Below are 24190 nucleotides of genomic sequence, written 5' to 3' on the forward strand. Positions count from 1 at the left end.
CGGCCAACCGGGCTTCTTCGGCCAACCGGGCTTCTTCGGCCAACCGGGCTTCTTCGGCCAACTGGGCTTCTTCGGCCAACCGGGCTTCTTCGGCCAACCGGGCTTCTTCGGCCAACCGGGCTTCTTCAGCTGCTGCCCTAGCCTTTGCTGCCCTTTTTTCCCGTAATGTAGTGAACTTTTCTTTAAAAGTAGACCTTCTTACTTTTAGCTCACCTTGTGCCGTTTCATTTTTTTCAAACTCTTTCATGAGCTTATTGATCAGCAATTCCTTCTCTGCTTTTGGGGTGTCTTTAAAAGTTGTATTTAATGTCGTGTTGACGAGAAGAAGAAGGTTCCTAGACACCCCTTGTCCGATATTATATGAATCTCTAAAAAGAATGTTTTTATCCTCATAGATGATAATTTCAATGTCACCATCAATGCCATTCTCTTCAGCATAATTTTCTAGCTCCACCAATTTCAAATTACATTGTGGCACACTATATTTAACCTTAGGAGAAATAACGTCTTTAAACCTTCGTCCTCCTTTAATGACAACATGAATCATTAAATTAGCTCCTTTTTAAAATCCTAGATTACCTTGTAACCATGAAACACCCACTTGTGCTCCTGCTACAATAGCGATACCGACTGCAACGTTTTTCATTCCGTCTTTGGCTTCGTTAATTTTTTGTTGGTTTTTTGTCATGTAACCAATGCCATAAGTTGCAAGTTTAAATCCAGCATAAGCACCGGCTACTAATTGAACCGCCTTAAGAAGAAAAACGAATATTCCAACTACACTTTCAACCATTAAATTGTCAGTCCTTCCATTCTATGAATTGTTTTGATCTAGTAAATGCTGCTTGATGATCTCTTTCATGAAATCTTTGTTTTCAGCTTCTAATGCTTTATGTTGGTCATGCAACCAGTCATCATAGTTGACACCTTGTGCATTTAACAACAATGTGGCAAATTCTTTTGATTCTTTCTTTTCTGCTTTTGAAGCCATATTTTTCACCTGAACTTTCTTTATTACTTGCAAAATTCAACTAAAACATGATTTTTCAATACGATAAATTTCTTTACGACAAGCTGTTGAAAGCTGCCGCCCTGCGGGCAATACACATCTACCTTCGCCCCTTTTTCAAACAGAGCTTTTCCGATAGGAAGCCTTAATTTCCTCTTATTTGTAATCTCATGGTATTGCTTTGCAGTGGCATTAACTGTTACAACTGCATCCTTTCTATTCAATATTTCCCCTCCTAAAATCTTGGAATTTTTGCATGAAAACCTTGAAACACTTTTTCTAACAGCCCGGTCATTTCGGTATCTGATGTATGAATCATCGCCCCTACAATTCCGACAGCAGCGATCACCCATAACAAACGGTCAATGTTCTGATCTAACATGCTTTTCACCTCACTTTCGGCCAACAAAAAAGGAACGTGTCTATTATTTCCTCACACGTTCCTTAGATTTTAGCTTTCATACCCTCGAATACTGTTTTTATCAGCCCGGTCATTTCGGTATCTGATGTATGAATCATTGCCCCTACAATTCCGACAGCAGCGATCACCCATAACAAACGGTCAATGTTCTGATCTAACATGCTTTTCACCTCACTTTCGGCCAACAAAAAAGGAACGTGTCTATTATTTCCTCACACGTTCCTTAGATTTTAGCTTTCATACCCTCGAATACTGTTTTTATCAGCCCGGTCATTTCGGTATCTGATGTATGAATCATCGCCCCTACAATTCCGACAGCAGCGATCACCCATAACAAACGGTCAATGTTCTGATCTAACATGCTTTTCACCTCCTTTAAAGAATATATACACCTAACGTGTCCAGGCCACAGCTGATCCCTTAATTGGAATTTTCACGTTTGGAATTTTAAAGTACAAGATTTCATAATCTGCCTGAATTGTGTAATCAACTTCATCACCAAAACTCACCTTTTGATTAAGCACTGGACTTTCAATCTTAAACTCACTGCCGTAGTGTTTTTTATGATGTTCATTTAATTTCTTTAATGCCGCAGGAGTCAGACCACCATGCCTTTCAATTTGATAATTAACAAACTGCTTGTACTCATTGGCCTGGTTAAGCTGAATAAAAAATGTATTAACCGATATTAACCCTAACAAGCAAATCAGAAATATATACATTTTCCCCAGTGAGGTAATTGATCCATCATTCATCTAAATCACTTCCTTTTATAACTGTAGTTTTGAAGTCGCATCAATAATCATGGCAATTGCATAACCAAGCACCGGAATAAAGGTAACCATTGTTAATTTAGTCGGGAACAGGCTAAATTTTCTAGCTTTAAATTCAATAATATCTTGAACTCCCTCAAATAATTTTTCACTTGAAGTCTTCCCTAATTCTTCAATAACAGAGGTATCAAAAGAGCTTTCTTTATAGTCATATAAAGAACTCAAAAATAATATCGCTTCTTCCGATCCACTGGCAGCGTTAGCAAATTTAATAAATGGTTCTTCTGATTCTGGATTTTCGTTTAGCTCAATCAGGAATTTCTGTAAAGCATCTTTAACATGCCCTGGTTCTAATCTCTTAAGCATTTTATTTAACGCACCATATAAAGTAGCCCCATTTTCTAAGAGTAAGGGGATCAACATACGAGTAAACTTGTTAAACTCAATTTCTCTTAAATAGGTAAACTGTTTGAACGTTTTAACTGCATTGTGGTACTCTCTCCACCAAACAAATAATGCTAAGATTAGACCGCCGATAAGCGCAGCCCATATTGAACTTAAAGAACCAACAAATGCGCCAACAAATAATGAAAGAATGGTTTTTAACATTCTAATTTTTTGAAACTTTAATAGATCATATTCCAATTGTTCTAACATCGGGTACAGGTTAGCTTCTGCAATTTTAGATAAGAATTTGTTCATATTTTCACCTTCATAACTTCGTCATCCCCTATACGTTTCATGTAGCTATGGAAGAATACGCCCATCAACGTTAAATAAATAGAATTTGTAAGCCATCCCACTGGTTGATGTGCATAAGCATTAACAAATTGATCCATTCCAAAGGGGTAAACCGAGATAGTAAGAAGTAAAACAAGAGAAATTATTGATACTAAGCGAAATTCATATGATGCTCGTTGTTTCATTTTGAAAAAGTCCTCTTGTTTTCTCTTTAACTGATTATATAAATGCTTAATATTTTTAATGGTGTTGATATTGGTACGCCCTTCAATTGTAGCTGTTGTCAACTGCTCAATATAAAGGTCAAAAATCACATCATCTTTGTATCTTTCAGCGAACTTTTCATAGGCTGCATTTATCTGTTCTGTAGTTGCGCCTTGTAATGACAGACGTAAGGTCAATAAATCCTCTTTAAATTGACCACTAGCCCTATTAGCTACTGTATCTAAAGCATTAAGCACTGTTGTATTCTCATTGCTTAAAATTTGTGTTAACGAGTTAATAAAGTTGTGTCTCTCCTTAAAAGCTTTAGCATTGTAAACTCTTTTTACGGATATAGGAATCATGACTCGGTAGCCATAAAACATTGCTAACCCGCCTAGAATGCAGCTGACAGTCCAGTAATGCATAAGCAGGAAAGAGACTACAAACACTATAATGAACGGCTTAAAAAGCGACATGAGAAGTTCAGTACGTTGTATTGGTTGCCCGTAAGCTATCCTATAAGCGTTAAGCTCATCAAGCGTGTACACCTTCTTTTTCAATGGAATACCCCCTAGTTAGCGATTTTATATTGATCATGATTATAGATTGTATATTCCAGCTTTCCATTAACTAGATTTTGCTTGAATATATAATTAACTGACCCATCTGGATTAAACGTACCAACCTCGCTCAAATAACGAATATTCCTACCATTCAGTACATCTTTTTTTGAATGTACGGCCACTCCGAAGTTTTTACAAATATCTTCTAGCATTGCCGTCTCGTCAAAGTTAAATGATTTCTTCATCATATTAATTAATCGTCTAGGTATTTCTGCTATACTCGGTGCGTGACAGGTGGTGATTACTCCATGATCAGACAAAACAGCATCCATCATCTCGTATGCTTCACTTCCCCTAGTTTCTGTCGGGCAGATCCAGGTTGGATTGAAGCGAAGCGCCGTCCTAATTAGTTTAGTTATTGATGCATTCGGGCCAGTTTGCCAAGTAAGAGTATCTTTGGTATCACCAAACAAAACATCTAAGTGACCTTCTGCAGAGTCCTCTATCCATATCAACTTGTCTCGAAAACGCATAAATGACACTAAATACTTTTGCAATGCTGTCTTGGCTGAACCCGTTTGTCCGGCAATAATGATACTTTGTCTATTCTTCACAGCGTTTTCAAAGAAATGCTTCATTTCAATTGGTGCATATTCTAGGAAGTTATCATCGTTCAAAGCTAAATTTGGACGAGACACCCTTATAGCCATTGTCGTAACCTTACCGGAAATGGTGTTTGATCTATTTTTGTGTACGAAAGTAAACCTTAAATATCCGATTGACGCTTCTAAAATATCTGTCTTTGCTGTGAATTCATTTTCAGTTGCGTTGGCAACCTTTGAAGCTAAAGAATTTATATAATCATCATCAATCACTTTATCTGTATAGATATATGGATCGGGTTTTTCGCTGCTTTCAATGATCAAGTGTCGGCCATTATACACAATGTCTGTGACATTCTCATCCTGTTTTGTAATTGTTTCAATAACTCCAAGACCGACCATTTCTTGTATAACATAATCAGCTTTTTCGTCAGTGTCGATTACAGTTCCATGATCCTGTTTAATGAGATATTTCATGGTTTCTCTTGCATCATTATCTGTAAAAGCCTTTAATACAGTATCCGGGTCTTTCTGCTTTATCTCGCTGAAGATTGTTTTAATAAGTTGATCACTTATCACTTTTTTTCCTCCTTTACAATATTTGATACAAAGCTCACCTGATAAACGTTTTTACGATCATCGGTGATTTTTACTTTAGCTGCCTTAATACCACCTTCAGAAGTCTTTAAAAAAGAGAAATTATACTTAATACCTTGTAACTTGACGTTGCTATTTTGCTCAAACTTTTCCTTGAATTTCTTCTTAAAGGACGTTTCTGTAATTTCTACTTGTCCGTCCTGAATACGCGAACTTTTATCAACGCTATTGACACTTGCTATCCTCCCTGATTCGGTCATCGTCATAATAATAGAATTATGACGGTAAGACTCTGTGTAATAAGATGTACTAAACAAGATAGTAAATCCGCCTACATAAAGAATGCCTAAAGACAATATCAACCCTTTCATCTAATTCACCTCATTGACCGTTTAAGTCTCTCAACACTTGCATTTGATGCATGACATGTGATGATCGCCCCAGGCACTTCTTTAGTTGTCTCACCCTTGATCTCCAATAATTTTTGGACTGTAGCCTTCCCTGATCCTACATCTCCTGTAATAAGAACATTCTCTTTGGATTTAGATATGACAGACCACAAATCGTCATTTGATAGCTCCTTAATAACATCAGCATTGTACATGTAACTTCACCTCATTTATTAAAATGGCAAATCGTCATTTCCTGGATCATTGAATACTTGATTATGGACATCTTCTGGTTGATCTGTTTCCGACATTTTCTTTTTACTTTCTAGAAATTGAACTGATTCGACTTGCACTTCAGTCACAAAGACACGTTGTCCTTGCTGATTTTCATAATTTCTCGTTTCAAGGCGGCCATCAACTCCAACTAAAGAACCCTTTGACAAATAGTTTGCAGCTGCTTCAGCTTGATTTCGCCATACAATACAGTTCAAGAAATCTGCCTTTTCATTCCCTGTTGCCTTCTTTCTGTTAACTGCTAGAGTAAACATGCAAACAGCGTGTCCGTTGGGTGTGTATTTTAGATTGGGGTCTTTTGTTAGCCTTCCAGTTAATACAACTCTATTTAGCATTAGCACATCACCTTTCAAAAAAAAGCTAACGGCATCACCGTTAGCTTTTCCCTTTGTTATTTAGATTTTTAGTACAGACGTAAACCAATCTTCCTCAAATCCTCAATAATTCGCTCACATGATTTTTCATCAAATTGTTGGCCGCCTGTCGTCATATTGAGATAAGTCATTAACAAATAAACTCCAGCTGCATGACTTTTTTGATCTACCTCGTTCACGTTCATTCACTCCTTAGCCAATTAATATCCTCTTTAGTCCAACCTTTGGGTATTCCAGTAGGGAAGGGATCATCAGCATTGATAGGCGTTAAAAGAATCTCGTCTTGATCTAGTGTATCGCTATCCATATGAGCATACATAGAGGCATACAAATTAAGGTTGTCCTTAATCTCTATTGTGACTTTATTTACGCCAATTTGATTAGAGACATACGAAACATCATAGTCACCCAATTCAGACCATATAGGCGTATAGAATCGGTTTCCGCCGTCTCTAAGAGCATGTTTAATACGTTTGTCTTTAGAAGCTACCTGCTGATCAGTGAAAAGGCTGCCTGTCTCTCTTTCTACATTGACATGTGGAAATTGAAACGTCATTTCTTGAATCATCTTGTCTACTTGTTGTGATTTCTTCGATGCTGCAACATCCATAGGAAATGCGGCCAACCCTTTATTTATCTTGTAATTCAAATAAGTATCTAACAACTGTGAAGGTACTTTGAAGTCAAAACTGATGTGATCATCACTTTTATTCAGCATATTTTCATAAGCGAATATCAAATTTTGTTCTAAACCGTAACCCGTCTTTCTCTTTTTCAATAAATCACCTGAAAAATTTGCTGTTTCAAAATAACTTCTCATCTTAGTTGTCGGTGTTACTTCTGTCATTATGACTCTACTGATCGAGCCTTTCTTTTTAACAAGATTTTTCATTTCAAATGATATTTTTTCTTCGCTGCTTGTATATCCTTTTGTTGTTAATGTTGATCCAATACTAATGTCAAAGTCGTTTTTATTAAAGCCTTCCAACTTGACCGTATAGTCTTTATTTTTATTAACCTTTAATGTTTTCGGATCGACGAGGAAATTTATTGATTTTGGCAAAGACTGCGCTGTGTATGTCTTTGAATCAAGCTTAGTTTTCCCCTCATAGAGACTGACGTCTATTTTCGCTGTGGTCATTCCTGGCGTATTATTTTTATATACGTTTGTTTTGGATAGTGCCAGTTTGACAGGCAATCCTTTGTCTGCGGCCGCCGTATACACTTGTAATTTTTCAAGACTTGTCTCAATAAGTGGTACATCATAAAACAGGGTTACTGTTATATCCTTTTTCCCGACTGTTCCACTAACTTTTTTAGAGACAGGCCTATACGTATATTTGCCTTTTTTCAAGTTTGTCAGAGGGCTATAAGTGTACTTATCTCCCTGTTTTTTTGTATAAACATCTTCTTTAATCAATGACTTATCACGATTGTCTTTGTGTAGGACAGTCACTTTTCTTTGTAGCACGTATTCAAACACTAGAGTTATATCTTTCGTTCCCAGGGTTCCAGTTTTCTTGTCCTTTTTAACTGGAACGTAGGTTTTCCCCCCTTTTACAATCTTGTCCTTCGGGGCATAACTGTAATTAGTGCCGATATTTTTTGTCTCTGTTGCTGTTTCAAGAATTTCTCCCTCAAACTTTTCTTTGTGTACGACCTTAATATTGCGCTGCCGTTTCTCAAACTTTATTGACAGACTCTCTACAGGTTCAGGATCAAGAAGAAAACCCGATCCTAGACGTTGATATTTAGAATCAAACGAGGTAAACAACATAGACTGAAACTTTCCAATTGACGGTTTAATATTTTCAAAGGTTAATTGCTTCCCATAATCTAAAGGTGCTGTTAAATGAAAACTTTCCCCTCCTTTGATTGTCACAGCACTACCTGAATACTTTTTGTTGTTCTTGTGAAGCGTTACACTATTAGGAATATTTAATTTAATTGAGTTTTTAGAGTCTGCTTTAAAAACAATCGCTTCAGATCTTTGTACATTCCCTACAACCTTACTTGTCACTGTGTTTTTATTAAAACCTATAATTGATGATGGCGCATCTTTAGCTTTTGCATGAGCCATTAACTTTTTGTAGCCAGGGATAGTTTCTCTTCCTGTTGAGTGGTTATTATTCATGATACTGTCGAGAGCTATTGTCGTAGCTACAAGAGCCGTATCACTGTTTCCCACCTCATTTCCTGGGCCACCGTAGCCGTAATATAGAATTGCTCGTATCTGCTCATTTTTATAAGCATTCCCATTAGTATAAGATGCTCCAGTAGGCGGTGTCTGTTTTACATGATCCAAACAAAAGGCAATTTCTCCATTCACCTTGAACTTCCCCACAATATAAGCCCCATACTGAATCTTCCCTAAGTATTCAACTTTAGGGCCTGCTGCTTTCATATCATTTGAAATGAGAGAGCCAAAAATCATGATAATAGAAAGGCATAAGATACTTACTATAGACACTTTTTTCATTTCTTTCTGTCCTTCCTCCTTTTAGTGAAAACTGTTCTAATCGTTCACCTCCTTTAATGATTACTCCTTACGCCATACCGTCTTTACTTTTGCTTTTTTTCTTTTGAAACAGCATAAAGATAACCCGCATAAACAAAGATCGCTAGGATCAAGTAATATACAATCATAAACCAAATGGATATATATAAAATGAAAGATGGAAGTACGATAATCACCGAAAAAATTAAACAAATACCTAATAAGCATAAGCATAGTATCCCAAATGCTTTAGCAAAATCATATGTAGCTTTCAGCAAAGCCCTTTTGAAAGACATCTACAAAACACCTCATTATTTAAAAACACGTATTAATTCAATAACTAATCTACCCAACATTATGAGCCACACCGAGCATAACCAGTAAACAGGAATTATTAGCATTACCACACAAGCCAGGTGAAAGTATTGATTGAAATACTCACCAACTACAACAAACGACATCAAGTACACAAAAAAAGATAACCCTACCAGGAATCCCTTTTTTAAACTATCAAAAACAGATAGTTCACTTATCCCCCAACAGACCATAAAGCCTAGAACTAAAAATGGTAAAAGCGTCATGACAAAGGGCTTTAACACGTTCTGATAATCATCAATAATCACCTGGTATTCTTTAATAATCAGAAAGATCGTTAATACATAAGAAATAGATAGAATTCCTATCAAGTACCATTTAGATAAATTTTTAAAAATGGTTTCAGCTCGCTTCAACACGTTCCCTCCAAAGAAAAAAGCCACTTCCTCTAAGAAGTGACTACAAGTTTTTAATAACTAAATTTTTCTGCTATCCAAAATGTAACTGCTAATCCGAAAAAACCAAGTATGCCAGCTATAATATAACTCATGATTTCACCAATACCGATCAAATACTCACACAAGAAGTAAGTGCCTACCGGTATAGCCGTCACAATTATACCTTGTAATAATCTAAAACAAATGAGCACAAAATCTGAAGATTTATCGTCCCACATAGTTTTCTTCCATCCTTTCACTGTTCAACAGATGTGATCGTTTGACATTTACAAACATAAAATCTTTAAATTCTATTTCAACCGTTGCATCAGATCCAACAACCTCAAATGATGCTATTACCAACATCCCTAAATACTGAAAAGGTGCGGCCACTTCAAAAATATTACCGTCAAAAACCCATACCTCCTGAATTTTCGCATCCAAATTAGCACGAAATGTTCCCAATAAGTGTATACATCCCAAATTCCTTAATCTGCGAATGAATTGAGTTTCATTAACTAGGTAATAACTTTTCAAGATAAACCACTCCTTTTCTTCAAATTAAAAAGAAGGTTGGATTAACCTTCTTCATATCAAATCTTCACTCCCACGACTCCCAAGTATTACCTCCTTTTTCAATTTCTCCCGAACCTGTCTTTTTCCATTCTTTATTTTCTAACTCCTTACCAATAGCATCTAAATCCTTGTTTCCTGACGGTTTAGAAGGCTTTTTAGAAGGCTTTGACTGTTTCGGTGGTGTAGTTGGCTTTGATGGATTACTAGGCTGTGACGGCCTTTTAGACGGTTTAGATTGGCTCCCTGAACCGTTAGAGTTATTCCCACTACCATTCGGCTGTTTCTGAACATATTTCTTGGGTGATGTATAGACGTTTTGTTTTGTTTTTTCCTGCGGTGCTACCGATGGTGATGATGCTTTGGTATCTGTGTTGTTTGACTTTGATGTATTCAAATCATTGTTGTTCTTGCTTAATTCTTCTGTTTCTCTCTTGATATTCTCTTTTCTTTTTTCACTCTGTTCAATGCGTTTCTCCATCTGATCTAGTTGTTTTTGAAACTTCCGACTTTCGTTTTCATTCAAGACTTTTTTTGCTTCTTTCTCTATCTTCTTAAAGGTTTTCCAGTCATAACTATCATTTAGTCTGCTGAAAAGTTGCTTCGTTTTTTCAATTTGTATAACTTGCTCTAAAGCCTTGTCAGCTTTCTTCGTGAGTGTCTTGTATAGCTTTAGATCAATTGGCTTAACTTTTTCAATATATTGTTTAGTTACTTCAATTTCCTGCGCTTTCAAACCGTCCGCTATTATTCCGTCCTGAATATCACCCTCAACCATCTGAATCGCTTTATGCATCGTATAGGCGTTAGATAGTTTTTTCGTCAGCTGCGCCCGCTTTTCATCATCACTAACCCTTTTAACAAATGATTCGGCTTCTTTGTAATTTTTCTTATTTAAGTCTTCAGGTGAAGCGTAGATTGCAGTCACAGCATTTTCGGCTCGATCTACTCGCCCTTTTTCAGAAGCATTCGCCTGAAAAGAATAAGCAGCACCTGCGCCACCAATTAAAATCGTCCCTGCAACAATAACTGTTACCCACTTTTTCTTTTTCATCCTATTCACACCTTTTTTAATAATATTTTACATCCAGTGCTAAAAAAAGGATACATCGTTAGGGTTTACATGTTTACTAACGAATCTAATATCTCCTTAATCGTGAGTTTTTAGCAGTTGTTCACTCACAAACTCTATGTCAGCCAAGTATTCATATAATGAATCTGACAATGCTAGGCCAAACTTGCTGTCTACTATCTCGCACCAAGAAGAATTTTCACCCAAAGATATTACATGGCCCGTTATACCTTTGGAGGGGGAGCACCCTAATATTCTTTTATTTTGTTAATGAGCTTCATTAACAAACATGCAAACCCTAAAACTTTAACTAGCCTAATAAATCATGCAACACTTTATATGGGGAAGATACAACAACAGTGCCTGCTTTCGTTTCGTAAAAATAAACTTGCTTCGCACCATTGTTCAGCAACTTTTCTTTGCACTCGTCAACACTCATTTTCGTGTCGGATAAAAGAATCCCTACTTCTTTTGCTCTACCTGACTTTGCAGGACGGTACGCCTTCGGTGCTGCTTTAGAAGGCCTGTTTTGAGTGATAACACTGGAAGCATTGTTTTCTGATCTTAGTAACGCCGCTGATGTAAGCAGCAACTTAGACCCTACGTTTGTTCTTTTAGCAATAATTTGACCCTTGGAATTTTTCACATTCCTGATATTTCGTTTGTTGTCATCAATCCTAATAAACGTCTTTGATATTGGATTGAATAACTTTGAATCAATTACTTCATATGTGCTGCCATTAAACATCTTGACAGAAGATCCTAAAGAACGAATATCATAGGTGGTCATCTCAACGTTAAGTAATTTTACTCTTCTTGATCTTTTCACTCTAAAAAATCTCCTTCCTATAAAAAAATGGTGGTATCATATTATAGACACCACCATTTTTTGTAAATACAACACTTAAAATTTCTTTACAATACAAAGAAAGAAATTTATAGTTTAAATGTTGTATACCTTTACAACATGGACAAGTTTACACTAATAGTGTAAACCAAATCATCCAAAACAAATGATAGCCCTTAACTGAAATAATTAACTATTGTTAATATGTATTTGTTAATTCGAAATCGCATAAAGTCAATTGAATAAGCAATTTCAATTATTATAGTAGCACTGAAATTAACAGAAGTAAACAACAAAAATCAACTTTTGTTAATTTTTTTGCTAAATTAACCAGAATTAACGAGTTAATCCCACAACCAATGACGATATGAGGTGTTTAGCTTGATTGAGAATTTTGATCTCGCCAATTTTTTGATACAAAAAAGGCGCGCTTTAAATATGACTCAAAAGGAAGTTGCGCTGGAAACCGGCTTAACCCCTGCCTATATCTCTCTTTTAGAGAAAAAGGAAAGGAAACCAAGTGCTGCAACTATAAAAAAACTTGCCAAGCCATTAAGATTTACTCACCAGGAATATATGAATCTCATCGAATACATTGCCAAGCTGCAAAAAAAGGATGATAATTCCCCTCACACGAAACAAAACCCGAATGCGATTACAAAAGAATTTGATATTACTGAATTAACAGATGAAGATATACACAAAATAGAGGATTATATTGAATTACTGAAGATCAGAAACAAATATAAACAAAAAAAAGACTAATCAATTGTGATTAGTCGAGGATTGTATAAAGGGCAGTCTATTTAGATGATTGCCTTTTCAGCAACTTGCACTGGTTCCGATCCAACAGCAGCACCTACGTTTACAGCTGTAAACAAAATTAAACTTGCCAAGATTAGTTTTTTCATGATTATTTTAACGCCTCCAATATTTTAGGTATTTGCTCTTTGGCCGCTAATGCCCTTTTGAGGAAACTAAAACTGGAATTTATATCCCCTGCATCCTCTAAAAATTTTGAAATTCTTTTTGTTATAGCATATACATCCGGCCACAAGTTCATTCTCTCTAATTCTATAAGATCATGATTGATCTTATCAACATCAAACTTTTGATACACGTGATAAAGTAACGACACTTTGATTTTGTACTCATCATCGTTATTATCATTAGCGTATTTTAAAGCAATATCGTACCACTCGTCCGCTTTTTCACCTGAATTTTCGTATTGAATTAAAGCCAGCATATAAGGAGTATTAACACTATAAGGTGAAGCCATATGACTTTTATCATTGTATGCTTTCATAAGAAATTCTTCTGCCTTGTCATATTCCTCCATCTTCCAATAAATTAAACCCAGGTTATGATGAATTTTAGACAACAACCTTATGTAACCTTGTTTAGTTGCTTCTTCTAATGCATCAATATAGTAATCTTTGGCCTTAGAATTTAAGTCCATATCATACATATTAGCTCCTAATAAGATCCCACATTCAACAGCTTCTTTTTGATAATTAGGTGTTGAAAGAAAAATCTTCCGAGCCATCGTAGTATAACTGATCGAAAACAAATGTTGATCAATACGATAATAAGCATGGGCTAATTCATAACAAAACTCTGCAAAAAAAGTATCCTCACCAGTAGAAATCAAAGACAATAATTTTTCTGCTTTTTGGTAATAAGCAATGGCTGCAACATACTGTTTTCTAAAAAATTCATAATGCCCTGAAAAGAAGTAATAGTAATAATCAACAGTAGCGTTAATATCACCCTTACTTATCATGTCTACAACTTCTTTATTATCAGGGGTCTCACCTTTCATCAAAGTATGGCAATAGTCGAGTAGAACATAATAATTGCTTAACTCTGTAGTAAAGTCACTTTTAGGTTTCAATTCTGACAGTACCTTAGTAACCTTTGTTTTTAATTCTTCAGACGTTAGTTTATTACCGCTTCTGATCCGCTCTCGCCATTTATTTAACAAGTTCCCCATTTCAGGTGAACTTATTTTATTCTTGGTTACCATCAGTCCTGCCCCTCCTAATACGAGATAAAAAATACAATAAGACCTGGCAACAACTAAACTATATCTGACCTATTGTAAACCATATACAATCATTCCAATACACAACAAAAGTATTGCATAAATAGAAAAGTAAGTAAACTGAATTATATCAATTTTCCGGCCACTAGCTACCATTGGACTTTACTTCTATCTCGGTCATTTTTACAGCAAAATGCTGCCTTCGTATATTATCTATTATCGTCAGCTAATACACAGTTTAAAGAATAACCTCCCCAGGAGAACAACCCAATATCTAAACAAAGCTATACTAATAAACTAAGTAACGTTCTTTATATAAAACGGCTTTCAAAAAGGTAATTAAAAACCTGATGGTTTTTAAAGAATTTCGCTATATTAATAGTTTTTACTTGACTTTTAACGCCCTTTGACTAGCAGAATAGCTGATGATCTAGGAAACAGGGGGCGAAATTCGGATACCTTGTCACAGACGTTAAAAATAAAAAACGACTGTGACAAGTATCCGATCTTACTAGCGTCATAGAGACGTCTGAGGTTTCCAGTAGTGCCTTGCTATCGTCAAACTTTCGTTTGCTTTGATCTTTTTACATATCATGCCCGTCCAATATGCTAACCCTTAGAGTTTGTTTAGTGTTCTCTCACACAAGACAACTTTATTATTGCTTGTAATAAGGATTGTTGATCAAAGATACCCGCACCGTAATGCGCCGAGCCAACCTTGTGATATACACGTTTGCCGAACCGTTAATGGCCGTTCCCGCCATTCACCACAAGCGCAGCAAGGAACGCTTATTGTGGTATATCCCCGTATTTTTGCGTTGGACGGGGCAACTCCTGACGTCAGTTTATTTTTACACCCCTTAACGGCAGCTGGGTGCATACAAAAAACGACAGCACATGATTGTCTGCTGCTACACAAAACAATCATTTACTGTCGTCAGAAAGAAACCGAAAACTATTGACGTATACACGTATTTTCGGTAAAATGAAATCAGCTAATAATTGATTGTAAGTGTAGGAGCTTACAGGTAAAAGTGTTGATGCTGCAACATCGGCACTTTTTTTATGTCATTTTTTATATGATTGAATTTTCACAATTTTATGTAATACTCTTCGATCCTCGTTGTCTGCAAACAACGGGGATTTTTCTATGCAAGAATACTAGAGTCAAAAAATGCTGTCAAATCTTTCTGTTTGACTCTTTTAATTTAATATACATGATTTTTTTTTCATAGTAAAGTCCCCCCCTTGAAAACAAGAAAATTCTTGTTTACATTGTTTACATGAAAAACAACAATGCGTTATAAACCCTTGATAATGCTGATTTATTTTTTGTAAACAAATAGTTGATTTATTATCAGAAATGAGGTACATTGTAACAAAGTGAAAACAAAGGAGAGTTAATAAAATGAAAATTTCTCGTATGAACATCGATTTTGGCAACAGCATGTACATGAACTTGGTGGATGGGTATTTCTTTGAAATGCCTACTAATGTAGTGGAAATAAAGGAAGATGTTGCTGAAGGGAAGTTTGCTAGTAGCATAGAAGATCCAAACGATTTAAAAGATCGTCTTATGATCTCCACAGAAATAGACGGCGAAAACCGCTTCTTTTTAGTTGGGGAAATTGCACAGAAAGAAGTTCTAGGGAATAACCACATTAGAAGATTACATAATAAAGTGGATTCTCATATTCCTTTAGTCATGTTCCTGGCTGCAACGGCTTACTATCATGCCTTAAACCCTCAAAATGTTGAAAAAGAAGAAAATGAATTGCAAATAGATTACTTCCAAACAATGCTGCCTATATGGCTGCTTAAAAAGACTAACAAGTTCAGTGAAATGCAAGAACAGATGGCTAATAAATTTAAAGGAACCCATCACGTGAAGGTACTCACTTTCGGAATGGAAAAAGACTTAACAATCAATGTACTTGATGCGGCCTGCCGGATCGAATCAGAAGTCGCAAGATGGGGCATTAAGAAAACATTTGAATTAACAGATAATGAAATGGCTAAACAATTCCAAAACTCCGAAGTCGTGCTTTGTGACTTAGGCGGCGGAACTGATGACCTGGTACTCTTGCCGGAAGGATTAAAAGCTCCAAAGAGCCGAGAGTCCTTCGTAGCGAACACAGAAGCGCCATTCTTACTGCATTTAGAAAACCTTAGAAAAGATAAACTACTAGAACACTTTGACAACGTAAGGGATTTAGAAAAATTCATCTACTCCAACATCGCTAAGTCAAAACTAGAACGTAGAGACGGTAACACTGGGGAGAAATTCGATCTCACTAACATCATACGGAAATCACTGAAAGAATTTACGGAAATCAAAATCTCCCAGTGTGTACAAGCATTTACACCACCGAAAGACACAAGCTATAAATATGTATACTTTGGCGGTGTAGGGGAAGTATTGAGTGAAATGATTGGCATTGTCGCAGAAGAAAAATTCGGACGAGAAATCGCCGAATCTAATCATATTGTGGCCGATGATGCTAGGCTGTTGAATTTGTTTGGCTTGGAAGTATTAAGCAGGGCCGAGCAAAAGAAAAGAGAAGCAGAAAAAAAATAGGGTGATGTCATGAAAAAGCCGATATTAAATGTCAGAACCGATAAAATGACGGATGAAATGTACAATCATGTTGTGCAAAGAATAGATGAAACCCAATCAAAAACTTTCCGAGAATATGCATTTGAGTTGATCCAAAAAGACATGATGGACAAACAAAAAAGTCTTGAAGATAAAGAGAAGGACAAGCATGTTCTTGACCTGGTTCATGAGCTTCAGATCGAAATGAAGCGAGAGTTTAGAGATTTAAGAAAAAAGGTGGATCAGAAAACGTTGATTTCTTCTGATCTATCTCATGGTCACACCAATGACAGCACCCCACGAGAAATTAAAGAAGGCTTATTAGCTGATGAAGAAGTCATTGGAAGCATCGAAGAAGATTATAACGTTGATTTCTAAAAGTTGAGGGGGAAAACAATGGATGTTAAGAAGATCATTAAGAGTCTGCGCCCTAAAAACAAAGTAAGTATAGTCTATGCAGATAATATCACGTATGAGGGTTATGTACATTCTATTTCACCTAACCACTTAGTTATTCAGGATCGATGGTCTTGGGATAGCTATAGAACATTCAACAACGATCAGATTATAGAGATAGGTATATTAAAAGGAATTTCATAAACACAAAAGAGACGGCTAGAATGTGCTGTCTCTTTTTTTATTCATATAAGCACTATTTACAGCGTAACATAGTAACAGTTTAACAATGTAACACCGTAACAGCTTAACAGTGTTAGTGAGCTAAATGCGCTTAATTTGATAAGGAAACCGCAAAAGGGGAGTAGAGTCAATGAAAATCAAACAACCAAACCGAAAAGTACGATCTGATAAAAAAACTCGTGTTAATCCTTCAGTTGATCATGACACTCATGAAAAACTGAAAAAGTTGGCCGTATCATGTGAAATGACTAAAACGATGCTAGCTGCCGAAATTATTGAGATGGCCTTAAACAATGAATCCGTTATTAACTGGTTTCAATCAAAATACAATACCAACGACAACTACAGAGTGATCCCGGTCAAAATTCAAGGCCGTATTATGTACTAGTTACCCCAAGTCTCCCCAATTTTTTTGAATGCTTTAAAACAGCTGCTACACATCTTTTGTTGCTCATAATATTTAACTTTCGATCTCACATTCTTCTTACAATGCTTACAATTCATATAATATCCCTCCTGGTAAAAGGATGGACAAAGTTTGTGGTTTTTAAACCCTAATAATCTTGTTTTTTTTGAATACTTTAGGTAAGGTTATTAATGACAATAGAATCAGCTTCTTCAGGGCGGTCAGCTCACCTTCTTATAGAGAGGAGGTGAGAACATGGCAGTAGAAAGCGCACTTCAACTAATGCTAACGTTTGGCATTCTTATTGTGGCGATCATGTCATCAAACAAAAAAAAGTAAGACCGTCCTCGGCTTGGAAACTAAGGCGATCTTACTCGTTTAACTCGTTATAAGCTGTGAAGCTGACTCCTAAGAAGGAGCTATGCTATTGTTTGTCGGTATGATGTTGGCGCATCTACCGACTTTTTTTATTATATACTTCAAAGTGGATAGTTATTCTATGTACATTCAGTATATATTCATATTGACTTTAAATCAACCCGTCTTTGTTTTTTATCCCATTTATCCCTTTACTCAAAGGGGATAAAATGTTATAATTAGAGTATAAAGGAAAGGCCGATTGCTACCAACAATCGACCCCAGGGCAAAGAACTTCGACACCCTTTGCCCCTTCATTCTAACATATGAGAGGAAGGGAACAAAAAAATGAGCAAAAAAATTTACGCAATGATCACAAACCAAATTATCCAAAAACTTGAACAGGGGACAATCCCCTGGAGAAATCCATTTACCAACGGTTTCCCTGTAAACTGGCTTACTCAAAAACCATATAGAGGAATTAACTTATTGCTTTTAGATAGTGGTGAATATGCTACCTACAAGCAAATACAAGATGCTGGCGGAACTGTAAAAAAAGGAGAAAAGGGGCGATTCGTGGTCTTTTGGAAGATGTTAGAGGTCATTGAAGAGGATCAAGAAAACAAAGATAATAAGAAACTAATTCCCCTGCTAAGATACTACAAAGTATTTAAGGTAGGAGAACAAACAGAAGGTATAAAGCCTAAACGGATAAAGAAAGAAGAAAGTGAACTGAACCCAATAGAACAGGCTGAAGCAATTATTAAAGGATACAACGACCCTCCTACTGTCACACACGACAGCAGACGAGCCTATTATAGAAAAAAGTCCGATGTTGTCAATGTGCCACCTATGAAAGACTTTGACAACATACACCATTATTATTCTGTGTTCTTTCATGAACTGATACACAGCACAGGCCATAAAGACAGATTAAATAGGCCAGGCATTGTAAACTTAGAGACAAACGGTTTTGGTACAGAAAGTTACAGCAAAGAGGAACTAATAGCAGAGCTAGGGGCAGCAATGCTATGTGGGTTAACTGAAATAGAAAACCACACCATAGATAACAATGCCGCATACATAAAATCATGGTTGAAAGCGTTAGAAAATGATCACACCCTAATCGTACAGGCTGCACAACATGCACAAAAAGCAGCCGACTACATCCAGGGTAAAAATTTTTAAAAAAATCAATTATCCCACTTATCCCTTTATTGGGTAAGTGGGATATGATATAATATTTTTGCTGATTAGAAGGAGTTGAATTTATATGAAAAAAAACGATTTCAGAAAAAATATAAAGCTAACAGAGCCGATCTTCAACAAACTGAAGGCTCTGATGAAGGTGAAGGATGTTAAACAATATGAGTTGATCGAGATTATTCTCGATTTTTATGTAACAAATAAATTAACTGAAAAAGAAAGAGAGTTCTTTAATTATCAGTTAGAGGAGTTAAGAAAAGAGGAAGAGGAACATGAATAATGCTTTATTAGACAAAATAAAGTACGCACATCGTTTTGCGAAACGTGATAGTTCATATGATACTGATTGGATACAAGAAAATAGACATTAAATTCTGTTCATAAAAATGGATAGAATTTTTTTATGTTCACACAGCTAGTTGTAGCCACTTTTTCCGGCCACGTGCCGCCTGGTATTTTGCTTCAGCTGCGGCCATCTTTTCTGGCCACGTGCCGCCCTGGTATTTTGCTTCAGTTGCGGCCATCTTTTCCGGCCATGTGCTGCCCTGGTATTTTGCTTCAGCTGCGGCCATCTTTTCCGGCCACGTGCTGCCCTGGTACTTGCTTCAGCTGCGGCCATCTTTTCCGGCCACGTGCTGCCCTGGTACTTGCTTCAGCTGCGGCCATCTTTTCCGGCCACGTGCTGCCCTGGTATTTTGCTTCAGCTCCGGCCACTTTTTTCGGCCACGTGCTGTGCCCTGGTATTTTGCTTCAGCTCCGGCCATCTTTTCCGGCCACGTGCTGCCCTGGTATTTTGCTTCAGCTCCGGCCATCTTTTCCGGCCACGTGCTGCCCTGGTATTTTGCTTCAGCTCCGGCCATCTTTTCCGGCCACGTGCTGCCCTGGTATTTTGCTTCAGCTCCGGCCACTTTTTTCGGCCACGTGCTGTGCCTAAATAAAAAGGCCGTCCTTCTGGGCGGCCGACAAACATCATTTGTTAATGTTTTTCTTTATCTCTTCTAACTCATTTCTAAGGGATTTATTTTCTCGTTTGATCTTAGAAACCTCAACGACTGTAAATAACAAAGTTGCAACTATTAGTAAAATCAAAATGTACTCAAACATAATCAAATGTCCATATAGTAGTCATCAAAGCCAAACGTTCCAGGAATACCTATAACTGGTACTAATGCGGCTCTGAATTTCCATCTATGTTTTTTGTAAAATTTCTTTGAAAGCTGTTTACGTTTGTACAGTTGTTTTGCAATATAACGCCCTGCACCGTAACCAGTACCAACAACCGCAGCCATACCGGTTATGATACCAATCACTACAGCAAAGGGATTATGTACTGTAGCTATATCTTCTTTGTCGAAAAGACTGTCGATTTTAAAGATGTCATTGTCAGAAAGACCAAGTTCTAAAGCACCTTGATATAATTCAGGATCATTCATGGTGAAAGATTCTGCTGTTTCATTTTGTTGCACATATTGTGACTGATTAGTTTTTGCATCTGCAAACTCTCCAAGCGTACAGGAGATACCCAAAGCAGCTACAATGGACAAAGATGTTCTTCTTATCCATTTTTTATTCAAATCAAAACCTCCCCCTTTTAATCCCATCAAGCATAACTTACAACATACATTAATTTCCATAGTTAAAAATAACCTATTATAAAAGAACAGGTTAGTAAAAAAGCAGTGATTCAATAAAATTAAACCTGCCTATTTACATATAATCGTTTACATGTATTTAAGAGTCATAAAAAGCACCGACCATCTTTTTACGACAAGTGCTGAACCCCCGATACTTTGCTTCAGCTGCCGCCTCCTTATATAATATTAATTTTATCCCATTTATCCCTTGTTTATTCCAGGTCGATCGTGTATAATTAAACCATAAGTTATCCCATTTATCCCTATAAGGAGTTGTTTTAATGAATTTTTTGAGTTATCACTACAGAGTAATTAGCGAGTACAACGTGCCAAGCCAAATAATCATTCCAATTTGTTATGATGATCCATTTCTGACTTGTTATGAGATCATTTCCAATCATATTTATAGCTTGTCCTACGCCGAATATAAATTGCCGGATTTAGAGACTGCTGTTGAATCCGCAAGAGACGCAAGGTTAAAAAATGGGTCTCGACTAGGCGAAGTTAAATTTGAAGATGACCGTTGGGCGGGATCGGTGATTATTCGATCTGAGAAAGGGGAATATACCTCGCTCATAATTAATTTCGACGATTATTATCAAGATAGAGAAAATGCAGAAATCGCAGAATTAATTTGTGCCACCTATATAATACTGAATCCGGTGAAACCTGACGGAGAGGTTATATGGCAGGATGGATCGTCAACCAGTTTAGACCTATTACGACTAACAACACCCCAACGATTGTTGGTTAATAGTCAAAAGATGCATCAATATAACGAAAGAGAACGCAAGATCGTGGTGTTTAGCGAACACCCAAGCATTGATTTAAGTGAATTTAAACATGATGTTGATATACTTACAGACGCTCAGTATATCGATTCACTTTCGGACTTTATGAATCGATTGACAAATGATTGGGATGGTATATTCCCAGAAGTACACATTGATCAGAATATTTACGAACTGATCAAAGATGAAGAGTACATGTTTGGCGTCAAAATTAACATTGTAGAAAGTGAGTTTCCACGGGCTTATTGTGCGGAGAGGTTTTTTGTGTATAACACAAAAAAACCGAATGTTATAACAAGCACTACGGTATTGCCTGGAAAAAGATATGATTAAAATTGACATAATTTGTTTACAATAGTATTATATATGTAGGTCGCACCTCATGTGGGTGCGTGGATTAAAATGTCTTAATAGACAAACAAAAAAGCCCTATCCGTTAAACTGGATAGGGCTTTTTATTCTACCACCTTTCCGGCCACTTAGACACAGAACATATATTCTTATATTCGGTAATGCTGTTAATCTCTATAGATTTAACCCAAGAGCCATAGGTTTGATTTTTAATACTTACAGAATATTGTTTAGTCATATGTACTCTCTCCTTTTTCTTTATTTAATCTACTTTCCAAAGACCTATTCTCTCGTTCTTGGCTTTTTTCTCTGACTCCGCATATTCCTTTAGATAACGTGTATTGGGGGGATATACCGCTAAACGGGCATAACCTTTAATCAATAGTTCTTCATTAAATGACACTTCTCGATCATCTAAATATACATATGCTAATATCCGGCCATACTTATCCCTTGTCTCTTTATCTAATTCTAACCTTACATCTTTATTCTTCAGCCTTCTCTTTGTGTAATTTGATGCTTCTACTCCATAGGGTTCAACTTTCTTTTTAGGGTGAACTGTTTCGGGAGTATCTACTAAAATTAGGCGAACTCTTTCAACATCATTTTTTATTTTTGCCTCAAACGTATCACCGTCTATCACTCTTAAAACAGTAGCATCATATTTGACGATCTGTTCAGCTTGTTGGCAAGCAGTGATGTTTAATAATAGTATTAATATGATACAAGCCCTTAAAAAGCGTCTAATAGTCATAGATTTAATTCTCTTTTGATTTTGTATATTGTATTCCTTGCCACTCCGACACGCTTATGAATGCTCATTACAGGCTCTTTATTATTTAAAGACCTTACAATCTCATCATAAATCACTTTATTCTTCCCTTTAGCTTCAGAGTGATATTTTTTCTCCGTTCCTTTGTAGACGCCTTTTTGCTTTGCTAAAGCTATACCTTCCTTCTGCGCCTGTAAAATTCTCTTACGGTCATCTTCAGCCAGCCAAGAGAGCAAAGTCAGAACAAGATCTGATACCAATTGCCCTGCACCTGGAAGCTCTTTATATTGCCTGGTATTGAGTATCGGCATGTTTAAAACCACAATATCAATTTCTTCATCAATTAGACGTTTCCATTCGTTCCTGATTTCTTCCTTATTCCGACCAAATCTATACAGGTCATGAACCACAAGCACATCATGAAAACGCATTTTAGACCGCATCTCTCTATATACAGGCCGATCAAAGTTTTTCCCGGACCGTTTTTCCTGAAAAATTTTATCACACCCGTAATTCTCTAATTCTTTCACCTGCCTATCTAAATTCTGATCAACGGTACTAACACGAGCATACCCAAAAATCATTTTATTCCCACCTCTCTAATGAACAACCCTATTTGAACAACACAAACTTTATTATAACTGGTCTTTCAATTGTACTCATAGAGTGTACCCTATTTGAACAAATATTTAATAAAAAAAGAGCCTGATTGGCTCTTTATCTCGATCTCCCTTTATTCTTAGACTTCGAGTTAACGACGTTTATATTTTTCTTTTCTATTTGAAGATTGTCCCTAGATTGTTGCTGTTTGTTTTCTTGATCCCTTAAATAAACGAACTTTTTTAAGACACCCAAAATATCTCTTTCGGTCAACAGTCCAACATGTTTATGCAAATCGAGGTTTACATCCATCCATTGTAATTCTCTTTCCTGCAGCACAACCCAGGACTGTTTATTTAATCCCGCAGCCTTCCAGTCAATAATCGGGTATTTGTATTTCTCAAATTCTTTATTATCGTTTTTAGATGTGATGTAACCAATTAAGACTTTTTGATTTTCCTCTAGTCTTGAACCTAAAATAAGGACAGGTCGAGCTTTCCGACCTGTCCCATCTCTAAATTCCGTTATTGCTAAATATATATTGCCTAACTCTAATTTCGTTCTATCCACTTATTTTATTTCCTTGTGTAGCCAGTTTTCTTCATCGAGAAGAATATTCCCTTCTGATGATCTTTCCGGCTCTTTGTAATTCTTGTCTTTAATTAATGATTCTATTACTTTTTGAGCTTGTTTAGCGTTCTTAGGTGTATTATCCATGATAACACGTCCTTTCTAAGCATATTTTAACACAAATTTTAATTCTCTTACACTTTGCATCGATCCCGGCCATCTTTTTCCGGCCACGTGCTGCCCTGGTATTTTGCTTCAGCTGCGGCCACTTTTTCCGGCCACGTGCTGCCCTGGTATTTTGCTTCAGCTGCGGCCACTTTTTCCGGACACGTGCCGCCCTGGTATTTTGCTTCAGCTGCGGCCACTTTTTCCGGCCACGTGCTGCCCTGGTACTTCGCAACGATCCCGGCCACTTTTTCCGGCCACGTGCCGCCCTGGTATTTTGCTTCAGCCCGGCCATCTTTTCCGGCCACGTGCTGCCCTGGTACTTCGCAACGATCCCGGCCACTTTTTCCG

General features: G+C 36.8%; 38 protein-coding genes. 9 read left to right on the forward strand and 29 right to left on the reverse strand.

Annotated elements, in window-relative coordinates:
- The 21 genes from C6W18_RS20140 to C6W18_RS19540 all read right to left on the reverse strand — a co-directional run.
- Positions 1–547, reverse strand: a 547-nt coding sequence (locus tag C6W18_RS20140; RefSeq protein WP_411266080.1) for a hypothetical protein, incomplete at its 3' end; no start/stop codon positions are given.
- A 15-nt stretch (positions 548–562) separates the two neighbouring features.
- Entirely contained in the window at positions 563–793 is a 231-nt protein-coding gene (locus tag C6W18_RS19465; protein ID WP_105928591.1) for a hypothetical protein, read from the reverse strand.
- A gap of 21 nt (positions 794–814) precedes the next feature.
- Positions 815–991, reverse strand: a complete 177-nt coding sequence (locus tag C6W18_RS20145) for a hypothetical protein (RefSeq protein ID WP_165379316.1) — start codon at positions 989–991, stop codon at positions 815–817.
- Between the two features lie 23 nt (positions 992–1014).
- A complete protein-coding gene (locus tag C6W18_RS19470; protein WP_017359459.1) occupies positions 1015–1233 on the reverse strand; it encodes a hypothetical protein in 219 nt (72 codons plus the stop codon).
- 11 nt (positions 1234–1244) lie between these two features.
- Positions 1245–1391 (reverse strand): hypothetical protein, encoded by a 147-nt coding sequence (locus tag C6W18_RS20150; protein WP_189318121.1) that lies wholly within the window; start codon positions 1389–1391, stop codon positions 1245–1247.
- Positions 1392–1453: 62 nt separating this feature from the next.
- Complete coding sequence (locus C6W18_RS20155) at positions 1454–1591, reverse strand: hypothetical protein (RefSeq protein ID WP_186320299.1); 138 nt, start codon at positions 1589–1591, stop codon at positions 1454–1456.
- Positions 1592–1653: 62 nt separating this feature from the next.
- Complete coding sequence (locus C6W18_RS20160; RefSeq protein WP_186320299.1) at positions 1654–1791, reverse strand: hypothetical protein; 138 nt, start codon at positions 1789–1791, stop codon at positions 1654–1656.
- A 31-nt stretch (positions 1792–1822) separates the two neighbouring features.
- Complete coding sequence (locus tag C6W18_RS19475) at positions 1823–2185, reverse strand: hypothetical protein (protein WP_095357128.1); 363 nt, start codon at positions 2183–2185, stop codon at positions 1823–1825.
- Between the two features lie 15 nt (positions 2186–2200).
- Positions 2201–2905, reverse strand: coding sequence for a hypothetical protein (locus C6W18_RS19480; RefSeq protein ID WP_105928592.1), 705 nt, complete (start codon positions 2903–2905; stop codon positions 2201–2203).
- Positions 2902–3708: a hypothetical protein gene (locus tag C6W18_RS19485; RefSeq protein ID WP_105928593.1), complete on the reverse strand. Its 807-nt coding sequence runs from the start codon at positions 3706–3708 to the stop codon at positions 2902–2904. Before C6W18_RS19485 ends, C6W18_RS19480 begins: the two co-directional genes overlap by 4 nt.
- A gap of 11 nt (positions 3709–3719) precedes the next feature.
- Positions 3720–4892 (reverse strand): ATPase, T2SS/T4P/T4SS family, encoded by a 1173-nt coding sequence (locus C6W18_RS19490; RefSeq protein ID WP_105928594.1) that lies wholly within the window; start codon positions 4890–4892, stop codon positions 3720–3722.
- A complete protein-coding gene (locus C6W18_RS19495) occupies positions 4889–5281 on the reverse strand; it encodes a hypothetical protein (protein ID WP_105928595.1) in 393 nt (130 codons plus the stop codon). Before C6W18_RS19495 ends, C6W18_RS19490 begins: the two co-directional genes overlap by 4 nt.
- Before the next feature lie 5 nt (positions 5282–5286).
- Positions 5287–5514: a hypothetical protein gene (locus C6W18_RS19500; protein WP_105928596.1), complete on the reverse strand. Its 228-nt coding sequence runs from the start codon at positions 5512–5514 to the stop codon at positions 5287–5289.
- Between the two features lie 18 nt (positions 5515–5532).
- A complete protein-coding gene (locus tag C6W18_RS19505) occupies positions 5533–5928 on the reverse strand; it encodes a single-stranded DNA-binding protein (RefSeq protein ID WP_105928597.1) in 396 nt (131 codons plus the stop codon).
- Between the two features lie 68 nt (positions 5929–5996).
- On the reverse strand, positions 5997–6146 hold the full coding sequence (locus C6W18_RS20165) for a hypothetical protein (RefSeq protein ID WP_189318122.1): 150 nt from the start codon (positions 6144–6146) through the stop codon (positions 5997–5999).
- A gap of 2 nt (positions 6147–6148) precedes the next feature.
- The gene (locus tag C6W18_RS19510) at positions 6149–8446 is read right to left on the reverse strand and encodes a thioester domain-containing protein (protein ID WP_105928598.1); all 2298 of its coding nucleotides are present in this window, start codon (positions 8444–8446) and stop codon (positions 6149–6151) included.
- A gap of 329 nt (positions 8447–8775) precedes the next feature.
- Positions 8776–9195: a hypothetical protein gene (locus tag C6W18_RS19520; protein ID WP_105928600.1), complete on the reverse strand. Its 420-nt coding sequence runs from the start codon at positions 9193–9195 to the stop codon at positions 8776–8778.
- Between the two features lie 53 nt (positions 9196–9248).
- Complete coding sequence (locus C6W18_RS19525; RefSeq protein WP_105928601.1) at positions 9249–9455, reverse strand: hypothetical protein; 207 nt, start codon at positions 9453–9455, stop codon at positions 9249–9251.
- On the reverse strand, positions 9442–9753 hold the full coding sequence (locus tag C6W18_RS19530) for a hypothetical protein (RefSeq protein WP_105928602.1): 312 nt from the start codon (positions 9751–9753) through the stop codon (positions 9442–9444). Before C6W18_RS19530 ends, C6W18_RS19525 begins: the two co-directional genes overlap by 14 nt.
- Before the next feature lie 64 nt (positions 9754–9817).
- Entirely contained in the window at positions 9818–10843 is a 1026-nt protein-coding gene (locus tag C6W18_RS19535; protein ID WP_105928603.1) for a V-type ATP synthase subunit I domain-containing protein, read from the reverse strand.
- Positions 10844–11171: 328 nt separating this feature from the next.
- On the reverse strand, positions 11172–11690 hold the full coding sequence (locus C6W18_RS19540) for a hypothetical protein (protein WP_105928604.1): 519 nt from the start codon (positions 11688–11690) through the stop codon (positions 11172–11174).
- 399 nt (positions 11691–12089) lie between these two features.
- Between C6W18_RS19540 and C6W18_RS19545 the strand changes: the two genes are divergently transcribed.
- Complete coding sequence (locus C6W18_RS19545) at positions 12090–12473, forward strand: helix-turn-helix domain-containing protein (RefSeq protein WP_047947279.1); 384 nt, start codon at positions 12090–12092, stop codon at positions 12471–12473.
- Positions 12474–12621: 148 nt separating this feature from the next.
- Here the strand turns inward: C6W18_RS19545 and C6W18_RS19550 are convergent, their stop codons facing one another.
- Entirely contained in the window at positions 12622–13734 is a 1113-nt protein-coding gene (locus tag C6W18_RS19550) for a response regulator aspartate phosphatase (RefSeq protein WP_047947278.1), read from the reverse strand.
- 1426 nt (positions 13735–15160) lie between these two features.
- Here C6W18_RS19550 and C6W18_RS19555 point away from each other — a divergent pair.
- The 6 genes from C6W18_RS19555 to C6W18_RS19580 all read left to right on the forward strand — a co-directional run bounded on the left by C6W18_RS19555 (position 15161) and on the right by C6W18_RS19580 (position 19236).
- Positions 15161–16330, forward strand: a complete 1170-nt coding sequence (locus C6W18_RS19555; RefSeq protein WP_105928605.1) for an Alp7A family actin-like protein — start codon at positions 15161–15163, stop codon at positions 16328–16330.
- A gap of 9 nt (positions 16331–16339) precedes the next feature.
- Positions 16340–16726 (forward strand): hypothetical protein, encoded by a 387-nt coding sequence (locus C6W18_RS19560; RefSeq protein ID WP_105928606.1) that lies wholly within the window; start codon positions 16340–16342, stop codon positions 16724–16726.
- 391 nt (positions 16727–17117) lie between these two features.
- Entirely contained in the window at positions 17118–17375 is a 258-nt protein-coding gene (locus tag C6W18_RS19570) for a hypothetical protein (RefSeq protein WP_017358900.1), read from the forward strand.
- Between the two features lie 273 nt (positions 17376–17648).
- Positions 17649–17732, forward strand: a complete 84-nt coding sequence (locus C6W18_RS20655; protein ID WP_220396317.1) for a putative holin-like toxin — start codon at positions 17649–17651, stop codon at positions 17730–17732.
- 366 nt (positions 17733–18098) lie between these two features.
- Positions 18099–18938: an ArdC family protein gene (locus C6W18_RS19575; RefSeq protein WP_105928608.1), complete on the forward strand. Its 840-nt coding sequence runs from the start codon at positions 18099–18101 to the stop codon at positions 18936–18938.
- An 85-nt stretch (positions 18939–19023) separates the two neighbouring features.
- A complete protein-coding gene (locus tag C6W18_RS19580) occupies positions 19024–19236 on the forward strand; it encodes a hypothetical protein (protein WP_105928609.1) in 213 nt (70 codons plus the stop codon).
- Positions 19237–19514: 278 nt separating this feature from the next.
- Here the strand turns inward: C6W18_RS19580 and C6W18_RS20170 are convergent, their stop codons facing one another.
- Positions 19515–19670: a hypothetical protein gene (locus tag C6W18_RS20170; protein WP_189318123.1), complete on the reverse strand. Its 156-nt coding sequence runs from the start codon at positions 19668–19670 to the stop codon at positions 19515–19517.
- 18 nt (positions 19671–19688) lie between these two features.
- Between C6W18_RS20170 and C6W18_RS20175 the strand changes: the two genes are divergently transcribed.
- Positions 19689–19958, forward strand: coding sequence for a hypothetical protein (locus tag C6W18_RS20175; RefSeq protein WP_189318124.1), 270 nt, complete (start codon positions 19689–19691; stop codon positions 19956–19958).
- Between the two features lie 104 nt (positions 19959–20062).
- On the opposite strand, the gene C6W18_RS19590 is transcribed toward C6W18_RS20175, so the two are convergent.
- Positions 20063–20530, reverse strand: a complete 468-nt coding sequence (locus C6W18_RS19590) for a TMEM165/GDT1 family protein (protein WP_105928611.1) — start codon at positions 20528–20530, stop codon at positions 20063–20065.
- Positions 20531–20871: 341 nt separating this feature from the next.
- Here C6W18_RS19590 and C6W18_RS19595 point away from each other — a divergent pair, with 341 nt between their 5' ends.
- Entirely contained in the window at positions 20872–21714 is an 843-nt protein-coding gene (locus C6W18_RS19595; RefSeq protein WP_105928612.1) for a hypothetical protein, read from the forward strand.
- A 280-nt stretch (positions 21715–21994) separates the two neighbouring features.
- On the opposite strand, the gene C6W18_RS19600 is transcribed toward C6W18_RS19595, so the two are convergent.
- The 5 genes from C6W18_RS19600 to C6W18_RS19615 form a co-directional block, all read right to left on the reverse strand.
- On the reverse strand, positions 21995–22486 hold the full coding sequence (locus C6W18_RS19600; protein ID WP_105928613.1) for a thermonuclease family protein: 492 nt from the start codon (positions 22484–22486) through the stop codon (positions 21995–21997).
- Entirely contained in the window at positions 22483–23088 is a 606-nt protein-coding gene (locus C6W18_RS19605; protein ID WP_095357123.1) for a recombinase family protein, read from the reverse strand. The genes C6W18_RS19600 and C6W18_RS19605 overlap by 4 nt, the downstream gene beginning before the upstream one ends.
- A 133-nt stretch (positions 23089–23221) precedes the next feature.
- A complete protein-coding gene (locus C6W18_RS19610; protein ID WP_017360161.1) occupies positions 23222–23674 on the reverse strand; it encodes a type II toxin-antitoxin system PemK/MazF family toxin in 453 nt (150 codons plus the stop codon).
- Positions 23675–23821, reverse strand: a complete 147-nt coding sequence (locus C6W18_RS20180) for a hypothetical protein (RefSeq protein ID WP_161796767.1) — start codon at positions 23819–23821, stop codon at positions 23675–23677. It lies immediately after the preceding gene.
- Between the two features lie 47 nt (positions 23822–23868).
- Entirely contained in the window at positions 23869–24147 is a 279-nt protein-coding gene (locus C6W18_RS19615) for a hypothetical protein (protein ID WP_142392831.1), read from the reverse strand.
- Positions 24148–24190 lie beyond the last annotated feature (43 nt).

Source organism: Bacillus sp. LLTC93, assembly GCF_002993125.1.
Taxonomy (GTDB): domain Bacteria; phylum Bacillota; class Bacilli; order Bacillales; family Bacillaceae; genus Bacillus; species Bacillus zhangzhouensis.

Bases quoted from the DNA above. Each gene is read 5' to 3' on its own strand.
- C6W18_RS19465 (WP_105928591.1), bottom strand. From the start codon at position 793: ATGGTTGAAAGTGTAGTTGGAATATTCGTTTTTCTTCTTAAGGCGGTT.
- C6W18_RS20145 (WP_165379316.1), bottom strand. From the start codon at position 991: ATGGCTTCAAAAGCAGAAAAGAAAGAATCAAAAGAATTTGCCACATTG.
- C6W18_RS20150 (WP_189318121.1), bottom strand. From the start codon at position 1,391: ATGTTAGATCAGAACATTGACCGTTTGTTATGGGTGATCGCTGCTGTC.
- C6W18_RS20155 (WP_186320299.1), bottom strand. From the start codon at position 1,591: ATGTTAGATCAGAACATTGACCGTTTGTTATGGGTGATCGCTGCTGTC.
- C6W18_RS20160 (WP_186320299.1), bottom strand. From the start codon at position 1,791: ATGTTAGATCAGAACATTGACCGTTTGTTATGGGTGATCGCTGCTGTC.
- C6W18_RS19475 (WP_095357128.1), bottom strand. From the start codon at position 2,185: ATGAATGATGGATCAATTACCTCACTGGGGAAAATGTATATATTTCTG.
- C6W18_RS19480 (WP_105928592.1), bottom strand. From the start codon at position 2,905: ATGAACAAATTCTTATCTAAAATTGCAGAAGCTAACCTGTACCCGATG.
- C6W18_RS19495 (WP_105928595.1), bottom strand. From the start codon at position 5,281: ATGAAAGGGTTGATATTGTCTTTAGGCATTCTTTATGTAGGCGGATTT.
- C6W18_RS19500 (WP_105928596.1), bottom strand. From the start codon at position 5,514: ATGTACAATGCTGATGTTATTAAGGAGCTATCAAATGACGATTTGTGG.
- C6W18_RS19505 (WP_105928597.1), bottom strand. From the start codon at position 5,928: ATGCTAAATAGAGTTGTATTAACTGGAAGGCTAACAAAAGACCCCAAT.
- C6W18_RS19510 (WP_105928598.1), bottom strand. From the start codon at position 8,446: ATGAAAAAAGTGTCTATAGTAAGTATCTTATGCCTTTCTATTATCATG.
- C6W18_RS19525 (WP_105928601.1), bottom strand. From the start codon at position 9,455: ATGTGGGACGATAAATCTTCAGATTTTGTGCTCATTTGTTTTAGATTA.
- C6W18_RS19535 (WP_105928603.1), bottom strand. From the start codon at position 10,843: ATGAAAAAGAAAAAGTGGGTAACAGTTATTGTTGCAGGGACGATTTTA.
- C6W18_RS19550 (WP_047947278.1), bottom strand. From the start codon at position 13,734: ATGGTAACCAAGAATAAAATAAGTTCACCTGAAATGGGGAACTTGTTA.
- C6W18_RS19555 (WP_105928605.1), top strand. From the start codon at position 15,161: ATGAAAATTTCTCGTATGAACATCGATTTTGGCAACAGCATGTACATG.
- C6W18_RS19560 (WP_105928606.1), top strand. From the start codon at position 16,340: ATGAAAAAGCCGATATTAAATGTCAGAACCGATAAAATGACGGATGAA.
- C6W18_RS19570 (WP_017358900.1), top strand. From the start codon at position 17,118: ATGAAAATCAAACAACCAAACCGAAAAGTACGATCTGATAAAAAAACT.
- C6W18_RS20655 (WP_220396317.1), top strand. From the start codon at position 17,649: ATGGCAGTAGAAAGCGCACTTCAACTAATGCTAACGTTTGGCATTCTT.
- C6W18_RS19575 (WP_105928608.1), top strand. From the start codon at position 18,099: ATGAGCAAAAAAATTTACGCAATGATCACAAACCAAATTATCCAAAAA.
- C6W18_RS19580 (WP_105928609.1), top strand. From the start codon at position 19,024: ATGAAAAAAAACGATTTCAGAAAAAATATAAAGCTAACAGAGCCGATC.
- C6W18_RS19595 (WP_105928612.1), top strand. From the start codon at position 20,872: ATGAATTTTTTGAGTTATCACTACAGAGTAATTAGCGAGTACAACGTG.
- C6W18_RS19600 (WP_105928613.1), bottom strand. From the start codon at position 22,486: ATGACTATTAGACGCTTTTTAAGGGCTTGTATCATATTAATACTATTA.
- C6W18_RS19605 (WP_095357123.1), bottom strand. From the start codon at position 23,088: ATGATTTTTGGGTATGCTCGTGTTAGTACCGTTGATCAGAATTTAGAT.
- C6W18_RS20180 (WP_161796767.1), bottom strand. From the start codon at position 23,821: ATGGATAATACACCTAAGAACGCTAAACAAGCTCAAAAAGTAATAGAA.